The sequence below is a fragment of the Desulfomarina sp. genome (assembly GCF_054039375.1).
Map to the genome: position 1 here is coordinate 1 of NZ_JBPLBA010000165.1, position 13,930 is coordinate 13,930.

At 49.3% G+C, this 13,930-nt stretch carries 13 protein-coding genes; 6 read left to right on the forward strand and 7 right to left on the reverse strand.

The features are described 5' to 3' along the window. From nikR to ACXLDX_RS09715, 5 genes are all read right to left on the reverse strand, one after another. The coding region (nikR, locus tag ACXLDX_RS09695) for a nickel-responsive transcriptional regulator NikR (protein WP_457576979.1) at positions 1-374 on the reverse strand (374 nt) is incomplete at its 3' end. Positions 375-454: 80 nt separating this feature from the next. Next, complete coding sequence (locus ACXLDX_RS09700) at positions 455-1,798, reverse strand: MFS transporter (RefSeq protein ID WP_457576980.1); 1,344 nt, start codon at positions 1,796-1,798, stop codon at positions 455-457. 1 nt (position 1,799) lies between these two features. Further along, a complete protein-coding gene (locus ACXLDX_RS09705; RefSeq protein ID WP_457576981.1) occupies positions 1,800-2,714 on the reverse strand; it encodes an amino acid ABC transporter permease in 915 nt (304 codons plus the stop codon). Positions 2,715-2,810: 96 nt separating this feature from the next. Next, the gene (locus tag ACXLDX_RS09710) at positions 2,811-3,644 is read right to left on the reverse strand and encodes a transporter substrate-binding domain-containing protein (RefSeq protein ID WP_457576982.1); all 834 of its coding nucleotides are present in this window, start codon (positions 3,642-3,644) and stop codon (positions 2,811-2,813) included. 423 nt (positions 3,645-4,067) lie between these two features. Further along, positions 4,068-5,360: an MBL fold metallo-hydrolase gene (locus ACXLDX_RS09715; RefSeq protein WP_457576983.1), complete on the reverse strand. Its 1,293-nt coding sequence runs from the start codon at positions 5,358-5,360 to the stop codon at positions 4,068-4,070. Between the two features lie 228 nt (positions 5,361-5,588). Between ACXLDX_RS09715 and ACXLDX_RS09720 the strand changes: the two genes are divergently transcribed. From ACXLDX_RS09720 to ACXLDX_RS09745, 6 genes are all read left to right on the forward strand, one after another. Next, positions 5,589-6,593 (forward strand): LacI family DNA-binding transcriptional regulator, encoded by a 1,005-nt coding sequence (locus tag ACXLDX_RS09720; RefSeq protein WP_457576984.1) that lies wholly within the window; start codon positions 5,589-5,591, stop codon positions 6,591-6,593. Positions 6,594-6,647: 54 nt separating this feature from the next. Beyond that, complete coding sequence (locus tag ACXLDX_RS09725) at positions 6,648-7,943, forward strand: ABC transporter substrate-binding protein (RefSeq protein ID WP_457576985.1); 1,296 nt, start codon at positions 6,648-6,650, stop codon at positions 7,941-7,943. An 82-nt stretch (positions 7,944-8,025) separates the two neighbouring features. Beyond that, the gene (locus tag ACXLDX_RS09730) at positions 8,026-8,826 is read left to right on the forward strand and encodes a carbohydrate ABC transporter permease (protein WP_457576991.1); all 801 of its coding nucleotides are present in this window, start codon (positions 8,026-8,028) and stop codon (positions 8,824-8,826) included. A 41-nt stretch (positions 8,827-8,867) separates the two neighbouring features. After that, positions 8,868-9,923, forward strand: a complete 1,056-nt coding sequence (locus tag ACXLDX_RS09735; RefSeq protein ID WP_457576986.1) for an ABC transporter ATP-binding protein — start codon at positions 8,868-8,870, stop codon at positions 9,921-9,923. Continuing rightward, entirely contained in the window at positions 9,920-10,810 is an 891-nt protein-coding gene (locus ACXLDX_RS09740) for a carbohydrate ABC transporter permease (protein WP_457576987.1), read from the forward strand. Before ACXLDX_RS09735 ends, ACXLDX_RS09740 begins: the two co-directional genes overlap by 4 nt. Positions 10,811-10,875: 65 nt before the next feature. Continuing rightward, entirely contained in the window at positions 10,876-11,691 is an 816-nt protein-coding gene (locus ACXLDX_RS09745; protein ID WP_457576988.1) for an HAD-IIA family hydrolase, read from the forward strand. A gap of 116 nt (positions 11,692-11,807) precedes the next feature. Here the strand turns inward: ACXLDX_RS09745 and ACXLDX_RS09750 are convergent, their stop codons facing one another. Together ACXLDX_RS09750 and ACXLDX_RS09755 are read right to left on the reverse strand one after the other, a co-directional pair. Continuing rightward, the gene (locus ACXLDX_RS09750) at positions 11,808-12,815 is read right to left on the reverse strand and encodes a J domain-containing protein (RefSeq protein WP_457576989.1); all 1,008 of its coding nucleotides are present in this window, start codon (positions 12,813-12,815) and stop codon (positions 11,808-11,810) included. A 1-nt stretch (position 12,816) separates the two neighbouring features. Next, positions 12,817-13,930 (reverse strand): hypothetical protein (locus ACXLDX_RS09755; RefSeq protein WP_457576990.1); only part of this gene is annotated, 1,114 nt, incomplete at its 5' end.

Below are 13,930 nucleotides of genomic sequence, written 5' to 3' on the forward strand. Positions count from 1 at the left end.
TGGCCGTCCCTGACTCCTTTGAGAGCGATAAGCTTGTTGGCGAGATCCTGTACATCCTTGGCCTTGCCCTTGACTACGATTACTTCAAGGCAGTTATCATGATCCATGTGGACATGGGTCGTTGAGACGATATGGTGATGGTAGTCATGCTGGACTACCGTGATTTTTTCCTGCAGATTCGGCCTGTGGTGATCATAAACCAGGCTGATAACTCCCATGACCTGCTTGTCGGCCTGCCATTCTTTTTTGACAAAAGCCTTGCGGATCAGATCCCTGATTGCTTCTGAACGATTATTGTAACTGTGGGCCTGAATATGTTCATCAAAAATTTCAAGAAGGTTTTCCTCCAGGGAGATTGAAAATCGTTTTAACATGGGAAATCACCGTGTATCAAAAGTTTTCAGTCGGACATCCTTTTGCCAATTACCTTAATCAGGTAATTGGCAACCTTGGGTCATTCTTTTCTCCTCAGCCTGCACCCACTGTACAATACGATCAGTAAGAGTACAACAATGGTATACCAGGGAAACCAGTCAATCGCATTTTTGAAGGCCAGGTTTTTGATATTGTCGGCAATCCACTGGGGATGGGCGTTATGTATTTTTTCTCTCTGGTACTGGATCAGCATGGCGAAAAAAATTCCGATCAGGCCATAGGCAAGATTGAAGGCCAACCCTTTGAAGCTGAGTACGGTGGCCCGCTGGTAGGATTCTGTGATCTGGTTCAGGTAATGGCTTGTAAAAAAGGAAACCAGCATCAGGCCGATAAAAATACAGGCCATGGGCAGGATGCCGAAATAGGGGAAAAATCCAGTGAGGCCGAAAAGGCCGGTAAGGGTCACGGCTGCAACCCACAGCATATTCGCAGTGGCCGAAAATCTGCCTACCATATATTCGGCCACCTTCGGTGTAACAAGGCCAAGCAGGGCCATGGCAGAACTGATGAAACCGAAACTGGCTTCCGGCAGGTTGATTAATCTGAAATACTGACTGGTCATGGTGACGATCATTCGAAGGACATGATCATAACACATCCCCAGGAGAATAACTGCCAGGGCAAAAGGTGTTCTCCATATCCATTTTCCCGCCCGCCAGGTCATTTCCAGAGCCTTTGCCATGGAATATTCGTTTTTGTCGCTTTCTTTCTCCATTTCTTTTTCCTGCATCATAAGGGCCGTGATACAGGCAAGAATCGCGAGAACGAGGGTCAGGTAGACAGGAAAACGCATAGTGATCTGCTGGGTGACCGTGGTGGATGAACCGGCCCACCTGAGGATACGATTGATGATGTCCGGGTCATAGAGCAGGGCGCCGCTGGTTGCCGTGATAATGGTGGCAATGGAGCGCAGGCGCATCTGTACACTGAGAACTCTGGGCCAGTCTTTCACATCTCCCTGAATGACAAGAGAATCGTAAGCGATGGCCTCGTCCGCGCCGCTGGCCATGGCTTCTGCCAGACCGCTCAGGATTCTGTTGATGAGAAATCCCCAGAAGATGAGGGTGGGGTTTCCCAGGGGCAGAATGGCTATGACAAGCATTTCAATGATCATCAGAAAAGAGGTGATGACAATCAGAGTTTTACGGCCGAAGACGTCGGCCAGAGCGCCAGAAGGGACTTCGGCCAGAACAATGGTAATTGCCCAGACGGTGTTCAGCAGGGCAAACTGTTCGATTGTCAGGCCGTAATCTAGAAAAAGAATTGTGAATACGGGATAGTAAAAGCGGCAGTTGAAAAAGACCCGAAAGGCAATAAACAGGCGGATGTTGGCAATGCCAAAAGGTGATTGTGATACTGTCATATTAATTTCCTTCAGCAGCGCTTGTTTGAAAAAACGAATCAAAACGCGAAAGTCGCCTCTCTATCCCGGCAACAGTTACAGAGAGTGTAAGGCAGAGAAGCAGGTATATTACGGAAATGGTGATCCACAGTTCAATGGTTGCGTGGGTGGAGGCCATAACCTGCAGTCCCTGGAAAGTAAGCTCCTGGATGGAGATGATGGAGACAATCGAAGACCATTTGACGGTATTGATAAATTCATTGCCCAGGGGCGGGAGCATGATGCGAACGGCCTCCGGCAGAATGACCAGGCGCATGACCTGCCATTTATTGAGGCCCAGGGACCAGGCGGATTCCCATTGTTCCTTCTTGATTGATTGAATCCCGGCCCGGACAATTTCAGCGATATAGGCACCCTGGAAGAGGGCCAGGGTAAGAACACCGGAGAGAAAGGGATTGAGTGAGGGGGAGTCAGCGAAAAAGAGCGAAATGGTTTTCTGTACCCAGGCAGGACTGCGCAGTATCTGCTCATCAATGGCGAAGGCAACCAGGATTTGATCGGTAATGAAATAATAAAAAATAAAGACCAGTACCAGCGGAGGGGTATTCCGAATCAGTTCAATATATGTTCGGCCTGTGAGGCGGAAAAAAAGTCTGGTTGAAACCCGCATCAAACCGAACAGAAAACCGATCATAATGGCCAGAACCATCCCCCAGAAACTGAGTCGCAGGGTCGTAAAAAAACCCTCCAGCAGGATATTGGCTTCCCATCTGCCCGTGTTCTCGTTTATACGAAACATGTAGGTGGGAATGACCGACCAGTTCCATTTGTAGTTCAGGGAGTAAAAGAGCCTGTAGCAGATAAAGCCCGCAAAAAGAAAAAGGGCAAGGAGGACCAAGAAGTCAAGAGGGGTAATACGTTTTAATTTATAGTGCATGACGGTATCACCCCATCATTTTCCAGCTTCATTTTTATTTCTAATTACACACAAAACTCAGGCCAATCCGGCTGAGTTTCATGGGTAAACAGATTTTTATTTGATGAGATTGGCCCAGTCCTTGGTCATAAACCAGTAATCATGCCTCTCCTGCAGCCAGCCTTCCATGTCCACCACGGTAATCCAGCTGTTGAAGTAGGCGAGGGTGTCGGGGTCGCCTTTTCTCACGGCAAAGCCGATAGGCTCCCTTGTAAAGGTAGTGTCAAGAGGGAGAAAAAGTGTATCGCTGTAGTCTGCAGCCTCCTGGGCGGGTTTGGGGGCCGAACCGATGACAGCGTGAACATTCCCGTTGCGGAGTTCCTGGTACGCCTGGGGTTCCGTGTCAAACATACGCAGTTTTGCTTTCGGCACGAACTTTTTGGCCGCTGCAACGGCAGTTGTACCGAGTTTGATGGCTATCTGTACATCAGGACTGTTAAAGCTCTCAAGAGTATTAAAACCGGCGGCTTTGACCTTGTGGGCAACGATGGACATGCCGGTATAGTCATAGGGGATAGAGAAGTTGACCGAAAGGGCCCGTTTGGGTGTGATGGACATCCCGCCGATAATGACATCGAATTTCCCGGTTAGAAGAGCAGGAATTATGCCGGACCAGGCTGTCGGGACGAACTGCACCTTAACTCCCATGTCCCTGGCAAGACGCCTGGCCACGTCGATTTCAAAGCCGATGAATTGACCGTTTTTGTCCCGCATGGCCCAGGGCTGAAAAACGTCCATACCGACCCGCAGCACGCCTCTTTTTTTGATGCGCTCTATGGTGCTGCTTTTTGTAATATCCTGTTGAATATCAGCTCCGTAGGAAAGCGTTGCAAGAGATAAAAACAGAAGAGAAAAAAGTGTAATGTGCAGTCGATACAGATGATTTTTCATGGTGATCTCCATTTGTAAAATATGTTGAAGACTTTATAAACTAATACCTAAACCCTGAAATTGCCAATCCCGCAGGGTAAAGAAAATGAAAAAAACCTGATTGTCCCATTAAACCCGGTCAGATTAGGGCTGTGTCTGCTTTATCTGGCTGAGTTTTATACGCATTGTAGCAGCTGTGGAGTGGATTTCAATGGGAAGATTGCCAGTGGAGATTGAAGCGAGGATTTTTAAGGTGTTCATAAGTCAGTGTCTGTCCGGAAATGAGCTGTTTCGTTCAAAAGCAAGGACTGGGAAAAAATAAGTGCAGACATATAATTGATATTCCGAGCTTATTTTTTGAGAACGACGCAGAGTTTGCGCGAAAGGGCCAGTGATGGACCGACACAAATAAATGCCATTGACTTCTGAACTGCAATTGCAAATTTATTCCAGTCGATATGTCTCTCCCGCTTTTACCTGGGGCAGAGGCCCGTTGTCCAGGACCGCTGAATGATAACAGAGAATCCGGGCTGAAATAGCCTGCTGCAGTTTTTCCACCTGTTTCCAGTGGGTATGGACACTGGCCGGACTGTCAAAATCCACCTCATGAAACAGCAGGTCGCAGTGAGCAAACCATTCGGGCAGGAGCTCTTTTCTGCTGAGAATAAGATTGATTTTTTCATCCAGCTTGGTGTCTCCTGAAAAACCGAAAACTTTTCCCCCGCCGGAAAATTTCAGTCCCAGGGTCCCGTAGGGGAGGAAATGGTGATTCCAGCGACAGTCAAGTCGCAGTTCTCCCAGATGCAGGGGATGGCTTGCCGGAGAGAATGGAATGAAATGCACCAGCCTGTCAAAGTGCGGACAAAGTGGCCTGAACTGTTTTCTGAGTATATTCAGAATGGCCCGTCCGGTAATGAGTTGCATGGGGATACCGGTGTGTTCCGCTTTTTTCAGGCAGGCGGAAAATCCCTGGATATGGTCTTCATGGTTATGGGTAATGAGGATATGGGTGATATCGTCCCAGTGGATACCATGTTCTGCAAGATTCCAGGCGGGATATCCGCAGGGGTCAACCCAGATAACAGAAGTTCCGAAACGGACCACTACACTGGATACTGTTCCCGTAAAGCCGTTACCGGTACCGATTGGTGTGATTTCCAGGTCATCCCGGGGATGGTTGTCCCTGGTCACTTCTGCAAGTATTTCTTCCACTGCTCCGTCCGGATCCGCGGTCGGTAACGATTCTTTTCTGTTGTAAACTTCCTGGCCCTGATCCCTCACCGTGATATTTTCCCCTTCGCAGTAAATTTCCAGGGAATTGTCTGAATACCGAGGGACTGCCGGTTCTTTTTTGAACCAGTTGTTCAGCCAGCTTTTTCTCACAATGCCGATCCGTTCGGGATTAAAGAAAAAAGGGAATATTTTATCCAGATTGCTGTACAGGCTCTCCAGATTGCCAGAAGAACCTACATATTTTCTGCCCATATCCGTCTTGACCTGGGAGCGCCAGAGAACAAACTCTTCCCCCGTGCGGTTGTCTCCACACATTGAGCCTTCCCAGTCTGGTACTATTACGGTTTCTTCCCTGAATCCGTAGTGTTCCAGGTATTTTGAGATATCGGGCATGCTGCCAACCCGTACCGTTCCCCTGGAAGTTTTTATAAGATCAACGAAAAGGCCGCAGTTTTCAATGCGCTGTACTTTTTCCGTGATACGGAGTAAGCGGTGCCCTGTCATATTTTGCTCTCCTTGAAATGTAAGTGTTTACATTTTCATGTTTATAATATGAATGGCTGATGTATTTCAAGAGGTAAAAGAACCTCTGTAATAAGAAATATTAAAATAATATTAAATTTCAATTAGATAAGAATAAGAAATATATATGGTGCTTCCCCGTTGCAATAAAAAGATTGACAGATTCTTTTTGTTGCGGGTATATAAATGTAAACACTTACATTGGTTATCATGAGTACAATTCTTGATGTTGCAAAGCTGGCAGGCGTGTCTACTGCCACCGTTTCCAGGGTAATAAACTCTCCGGAGGCGGTGCGGGAACAGACCCGTGACAAAGTTACGGAAGCCATGAAGCTGTGCAAATACAAATACAATGCCCTGGCCCGGGGCTTTGTCACCAAGCAGTCCAATACCATCGGTCTGATTATTCCAACGATCAATAACCCGGTTTTTGCTGAATCAACCAGGGGTGTACAGGACTATGCGGATCGCAACAATATCCAGGTGCTGCTGGGAAACACCTATTACCGGTATGAGCAGGAGGAAAAGCTGGTCGAGACCTTCAGGGAAAAGCAGGTGGATGGTCTGGTTATTACCACAACCAACCCGCGGGGAGCCATCCTGAAAACACTGGTGGACGAAGAAATACCCTTTGTCCTGCTGTACAGCACGGTAAAAAAAGGTCCCATGACCGTGGTCGGGGTCGACAATTACCGGGGCGGTTACCGGGCAACCGAGCACCTGGTGAATCTGGGACACAGGCGTATTGGCATGGTTGCGGGGCGTTTTTCCATTTCCGACAGAAGTTTTCACCGGTGGCACGGGTACAGACAGTGCCTGAAAAATAATAAAATTTCTTACGATAAAGCTCTTCTTGTCCAGACCGATTATTCCCTGACGGGGGGAAGAGACGCGGTGAAAAAACTGCTGTCTCTTGAAGATCCACCAACCGCTTTTTTCTGTTCAAATGATTTCCTTGCCCTGGGGGCCATGAAGGGTGCGAGGGAGCTGGGCCTGCAACTGCCCAGGGATCTGTCCATCGTCGGTTTTGATGATATCCGCATAGCGTCCTATGTTATTCCCGAGCTGACAACCATCAGACAACCGGCATATGACATTGGAAAACTCGGGGCGGAACTGTTGTTTCAGCGGATTAGAGGATGCACGAAGCCTGTCCATAGAATGCTTGATCTCTCCCTGATAGTCAGAGAGTCCACTACCGGTCCTGTCGGGTAGTGTTTTTGTGCAATGTTTTTTAACAAAAACTTTTATTGAATAAGGAGGAGAAGTATGAACAATGTAAGGTCGAAGATTCGATCAATGGCAATGGCTTTTCTGGGCCTGTTTCTGCTTTCCCTGTCAACCCCTGCAGTCGCGACGGAACTGACGATGTTCTACCCGGTTGCGGTCGGTGGTGCGTTAACGAAACTGGTGGATAAGCTTGTACGGGATTTTGAAGCTGAGAATCCCGGTATTACCGTCAAAGCCATCTATTCCGGTAATTATTCAGATACCATGACGAAGGCGATGACAGCGCTCAAGGGTGGTAATCCGCCCCACCTCTCCGTTATTCTCTCCACCGAAATATTCACCCTTATTGATAATGACGCTATTCTCGCATTTGATGATCTTATTTCCACTCCGGAGGAAAAAAAGTGGCTGGACAGCTTCTATCCGGCCCTGATGGAAAATGCCCGAACCGGTGGCAAGACCTGGTCTGTACCGTTCCAGCGTTCAACCATCGTCATGTATTACAATAAGGATGCTTTCAGAAAAGCGGGACTCGATCCGGAAACACCGCCGGCAACCTGGGATGAACTGGTGGCCATGGGCAAAAAACTGGTTGTGAAGAATAATGCGGGCAAGGTCACCCGTTGGGGTCTGGAAATCCCCTCCACCGGCTACCCTTACTGGATGTTTGGAGCTCTTGCCAAGCAGAACAGTGAAGTACTGATGAACGGTGACGGGACAGAGACCTATTTTGACAAGCCCGGTGTGGTCCAGGCGCTTGAGTTCTGGAAGGATCTCGGCAAAGTCCATAAAGTAATGCCGGCGGGAACTATTGAATGGGGAACCCTGCGTACCGATTTCCTGGAACAGAAAACAGCCATCATGTGGCACTCAACGGGTAATCTGACGGCGGTTAAGAAAAATGCTTCGTTTGATTTTGGTGTGGCCATGCTGCCCGCTAAAAAGGAAAGGGGTACGCCCACCGGTGGTGGCAGTTTCTATATCTTCAAGAAAACAACTCCGGAAGAGAGAGCTGCCGCCCTGAAGTTCATAAAATGGATGACCCAGCCGGTACGCACTGCCCAGTGGAGCATCGGTACAGGCTATATGGGGACCCGTCCGGATGCCTATGAAACCGCCGAGTTGAAGGCCTATGTCAAATCGTTTCCACCTGCGGCGGTGGCAAGAGACCAGTTGAAATACGCAACAGCCGAGTTATCTGTCCATGAAAACGGCCGGGTTTATAAAATTCTCAATGACGCGATTCAATCGGCACTCACCGACGCAAAATCACCTGAAAAGGCATTGAAGGATGCCCAGAAACAGGCGGAACGTATTTTGAGGCGGTATCGCTAGGTTTTGTTTATCCCGACAGGGCGGAATCGTTCTTCCCGGTCGGGATAAAGGAGGAGAATCTATGAAATGGGGGATGTCGGTCATGGGAAAGGGTCTGGAGACTCTTGGCGCCTGGATGCTGGGGGCGCTATGGCTCCTTCCGGTCGTTTTTGCCTTCTGGAGTGCCTTTCATCCGGCTGAATATTCTACAAGTTTCCAGCTTTTTGCGCCTCTGACCCTGGAGAATTTCACCAGGGCCTGGTCATATGCGCCCTTTCCCCGCTATCTGCTGAATACCTTTGTGCTTGTGACCCTGATCCTTGCAGCCCAGTTTGTCCTCTGTACCCTTGCCGCCTACGGATTTGCCCGGTTCGAATTTTTTGGGAAAAATGTGATTTTCGCCCTGGTTCTGCTGCAATTGATGATCATGCCGGAAGTGCTTCTTGTGGAAAATTACCGCACCATCAGTTCTCTTGGCCTCCTTGATACCATCCCGGCTATTGGTTTGCCCTATATGGCCAGTGCCTTCGGTATTTTTCTTCTTCGCCAGTCATTTAAAACCATCCCGGATGAACTGGTGGAAGCGGCCCAGGTGGAAGGTGTCTCATCGGTGGGGATTCTGCTGAAAGTCTATGTTCCCCTGGCAAGATCGACCTATATAGCCTATGGGCTTGTGTCGGTGAGCTATCACTGGAATAATTTTTTATGGCCCCTGGTTATCACCAGCTCGGTCAACAGTCGGCCTCTCACTGTGGGCCTGGCGATTTTCGGCGCACCGGAATCAGGAGTCGACTGGTCAATCATCACGGCGGCAACGGTTATGACCATGGCGCCGCTGCTGGTGGCTTTTATTCTGTTTCAGCGCCAGTTTGTTCAGTCATTTATGCATTCGGGAATAAAGTAACCTGTCGATTTCAGGACAGGTTTCAGGAACGGGTAAAAAACATGTCTACAATTGTTCTGAAAAATATCTGTAAAAGCTGGGGCGACACTGAGGCCCTGCGTGATATCAACCTGAGCTGCGGCAAAGGTGAGTTGCTCGTTCTTCTCGGTCCTTCCGGTTGCGGGAAATCGACAACCCTGAGGCTTATCGCGGGCCTTGAAACGCCCACCTCCGGGACCATCGAGATAGAAGGACGGGATGTTTCCAACCTGCCGCCGGTGAAGCGCAATATCTCCATGGTTTTTCAGAATTATGCTCTTTTTCCGCATCTGAATGTCGCGGAGAATATTCTTTTCGGTCTCAAGGCCCGCAGGGTACCAAAACAGGAGCGCCAGAAACGTCTGGACGAAGCTGTCTCCCTCCTGGGTCTTTCCGGATTTCTCGAGCGCAGGCCGGCCCAGCTCTCCGGGGGGCAGCGGCAGAGGATTGCTCTCGGCCGGGCCATTGTGGCACAGGTCCCCGTCTGCCTGATGGATGAACCGCTGTCGAATCTGGATGCCAAGCTGCGCCAGGAAATGCGTCAGGAGATCCGCCTGCTGCAGCAACGGCTGAAAATGTCCATGGTTTACGTCACCCACGATCAGGTGGAGGCTATGACTATTGCCGATAAAATCATTCTCATGAAGGACGGTCACATTGAGCAGCACGGTACTCCGGAAGATCTCTATAATCTGCCGGCAACTGCTTTTACCGGCGGGTTTATCGGCAATCCTCCCATGAACATACTGACGCCTGATGCCGCGATCTTTGCCGAATATTCTACCGTACTCTTTCCCGCAGCGGATGCAAAACCGGTTCTTGTCGGCGTAAGGCCTGAAAATATAAAGTTGTCGCTAAATTCAAAAATCCGGGGAACAGTTGAAGCAATCGAATATCTGGGAGCGGACAGCCTTCTGCTCTGCCGTACCGGAGCGCATTTCATTACTGTTTCCATAAAAGGAAAGGCAGAACTTTCTCCGGGAGAAGAAGTGGGGCTTTTCTGGAAAGAGGAGGATCTCCACCTGTTTGAAGCCGAAACCGGCAGGAGGATAGAAATTAACGCCGGAGTACGTCCATGAAAACAACGGTGCAGCGCAGGTACTGGAATCATATCAACGGCTGGCTGCTGGTCCTTCCGGCAGTCTTCATGATCAGTCTTTTTACCCATTACCCTATCGTTTCCAATATTTTTCACAGTCTCTTTTCCATGGGAACGGCAACCCGACCCGAGGTGTTTATCGGCCTGGATAATTATCGTTATCTTCTCGATGATGACATCTTCTGGAAGGTGTTGAAGAATAATTTTGTCTACTCCATGTGCACCGTGCCGTTCAGTATAAGCATAGCCCTTGGCATGGCTCTTCTTGTCAATCGAAAGATCAGGGGACGTTCTCTTGTGCGCATGTCCTTTTTCACTCCCACAGTGCTGCCCATGATAGCTGTTGCCAACATCTGGTTATTTTTCTACACTCCGGAATATGGTCTGTTTGACCAGGTGTTTTCCCTGTTCGGGGGCAGAAGCCATAACTGGCTCGGCAATCCTGATACGGCGCTTTTCTGTCTTATTGTCATGGTGATCTGGAAAGAATCCGGTTTTTTCATGGTGTTCTACCTGGCGGCTCTGCAGCAGCTTTCTCCGGAGTTGCGTGAGGCAGGCCTTGTTGAAGGAGCAGGAGGATGGTATTATTTCCGACGGGTAACTTTCCCGCTGCTTATGCCCACCACGCTGTTTGTCACGGTCAATGCCGTTGTCAATTCTTTCAAACTGGTGGATCACCTGGTTATTATGACAAAGGGAGGCCCGGATAACGCCAGTTCTCTGTTACTCTATTATATTTATGAAAACGCCTTCAGTTTCTGGGATACCAGTTATGCCGCGACCCTGACTGTTGTCCTGGTGCTGATTCTTGCCGTCATTACCATAATCCAGTTTGCAGTAGTGGAAAAAAGGATTCACTATCAATAATGACATTTTTCCATGTTCAGATTTCACCTCTTCCCCTGTAATTCTCACTGAGTAAGGATTTTATAATGAGTTTTTTATCCAAGGATGCTTTTTGTGAACGCTTAAAAAAGGTGAAGTGTATTCTGCTTGATCTGGACGGAACTCTCTATGAAGAGGACCGGCTTTTTGACTGCACCCTGGAATTCCTTGAAGGTTTGGATAAAGCCGGAATACGGAAAATTTATCTGACCAATAATTCTTCTAAGGGACGGGGTGATTATTTCAGAAAATTACATGGGTTGGGGATTTCCCTTGCGGAGGATGAAATTTACTCTTCGGGGGATGCTACCCTGGACTATCTGAAACGATGCACCGATTTTTCCCGTGTCTTTCTGCTGGGTACTCCTTCCCTGGAATCGGCGTTTATTGAAGCGGGGTTCGAGTTGACGACTGATGGTCAGTGTGTGGTGATGGGTTTCGATAAAACCCTGACCTATGACAAATTGAACCAGGCCTATCATCTGCTGGTATCCGGTGTGCCGTTCATAGTCACTCATCCTGATACCCTGTGTCCCATGAAGAACGGCAGGTTCGACATTGATCTCGGGGCATTGATGCAGCCGCTTATCCAGGCGACAGGAGTGAAGCCACTCATTATCGGCAAACCCCATGCCCCCCTGATAGACGGCCTTCTGGCAAAATTTTCATTTGACATTGATTCGCTGGCAATTATGGGAGACAGGCTTTATACGGATATTCGCACGGGGCGGGATAATAATTTCCTCTCAATCCTGGTCCTTACAGGAGAGGCCAGTCGGGAAGATGCAGCGGTATCATCGGTGGAGCCTGATTATATCCTGGAGAGAAATGTGGATTTGCTTTCCTACCTTTCCCAAACCTGAATTTGTGGCGGATTTACGGTTGTTTCTTGTATAGTATATTGAAATAATACGATATAACCAATCTCTTCATCAAAATCGGAATGCACTGGACAAGCGTTCAGGGGACAGATGAAGTCCTATGATTTTGCTGACAGTTCGTTGTACAGTTCAGTCAGGTCAATAAACTGGCCAGGGTTACCCCCGTGGTCCGGGTGCAGTTTTTTGGCCCGTTTGCGAAACAGGCGGGAAAGTTCGTTTTGGTCAAGTTTTCGTAACTCATCAAGTGGTTTACCGAACAGGGCCGCGGCCTCCTTCTGTTTTTTCCTTGTCTGTTTCGGCCAGTGAAACCGGCGATGGTTCCCCATGAATCTGCGGGCAAAATCTGAGCTGAAACTGCGGGCTTGTGGCTGGTGATCGAAAAACATAATGAGGTAGCGCACCAGGAGGGGGTGCAGGCTGTTCTCCTCTGGTGCTTCACTCTCAAGCTGCCAGAATGATGCGTCCCTGTTGAGGGCACAGAGCTGTTCAATAAAATGATTGCAGAGGGTTGCCCGGTCCAGTGGTTCGGGGAAAGAGGGAGCAAATGACTCATCAAAAAAACGGTGGAGCTGCAGGGTGGCGTGCAGGTAGCGCAGGTATTCACCGGGGCTGACTGCCTGTTCTTCTCCTGCAAAAAATTGTTCCCGTTCATCCCGTGACTGTCCAAGCAGGGGAAAGCAGCATTTTTCATGCAGTCTGTGGAGTCTTGCCTGGTCGACCGCGCCATAGCGGAGAAAATAGAGCCGGCGCCGATCAAATTCATGGACCTGGGAGGCGACGGCCCTTCGGTTATTGTCGCCCGGAAGAGCTGTTTTCCTCGTCCTTCTATTGTGGAAGGGTTGGGTTCTGAAGCGAATTTCTTCGGGGAAAAACGGACGAAGCAGTTCTTCGAGGAGGTTTTCCGCCTTGCCCGGGCACCACGTTTCCACCGATTTAAGGAGTTTTTCAGAAAACAGCACTACCTGTTCTTCATAAATCTCAAAATGATCGGCAGGATTCTCCCCCAGATCATAGACAGGAACGGATTGGAATTTATCCTCGTCCACCTCTACTGAATGTCTGAGTTGATAGCGGGTGGACGGGAGATGGCGTGTGGCCAGATACATTTCAGATATTTTTTTCCCTGACAGGGTAGCTGTAAAAGGTGTCGTCGGGCATCAATGCACTCCAGCTCCCGTCCGCTTTCAGATCCCGACGATAGCGTTGCACCCGGACCAGGCATTTTCCTGAACCGTTTCTGGAGGCGGTGGCCACCAGCACATAGCCATGGTAGGCGGTATACAAAATATCTTTTTCCCACCAGGAATCCCAGCGTTCAGTGAATTCCGGGCTTTGCAGGTTTTGGGCAAGAATTGTTTCGTCTGGAAAAAGTGAGGTGAAAACGGATCTGGCTTCGGTCAGAACGGCTTTTTCCCCTGCTTTTCCTGAACGCCAGGTTTTGGCCGCCGGCATCCGGTTACTGTCTATTTCTTTTTCATACAGCGCAAGTGCCCGCTGGTTTTGCTTTTTATATTCATTTTTCAGGGCGGACAGGTTGGTCAAAATGTTGGAGAGATCTAAGTCGTCACGCAACGCGATTTCTATTGCTTCGACAAGATCGAGTGCGTTTTTTGCACTGTTCAGGGCTTCCCTGGCTGCGGAGGCGCTGTTCTGGCCCGCGGCTTTTTCAAGAGCTTTGCCGGCGAGAGTGAGGTTTTCGGGGATCACTCTTTTCTGGGCGTGCATACCCGCAACAACCGGACCGAAAGTGATCATGTAAAAGGTTTTTGGAATATCCTTTTTAAACAGGGTCATAAATACCTGTTGATTGACAATAAGCTGATCCGGCGGAGGCGCCTGCATGGCAAGTTTTCCTGCAAGTTCATAGGCGTGGGCTCGCTGGGAAAGGATCTCCTCCACATGGCGGTAATAGGCTTTTATTCCATTGGGGTAATGCTGAGGTTCCGGGTCGAAAAGCCGGGCCAGACGCAGCAACTCAGTGCGCTGTGCGTCAAAGGCGGACAGAAAACCGTTGAGCGCGGCCGGAGTAAGTTCTGCGGGAACATGCGGCCAGGCACCGTTCCTGACTTCCATGTAATCACTGAGCAGTTGCTTGATCGGCGGCTGATTGGCAACGGGCAGAAATCCCTGCACAGGGGTCAATACGGCGAGAAGCGCAAGGCGGGCCTCTCCTGTTTTTCCTTCATTTAATAGTTCCCGCGCACCCTGGGTTGCGGCCTGG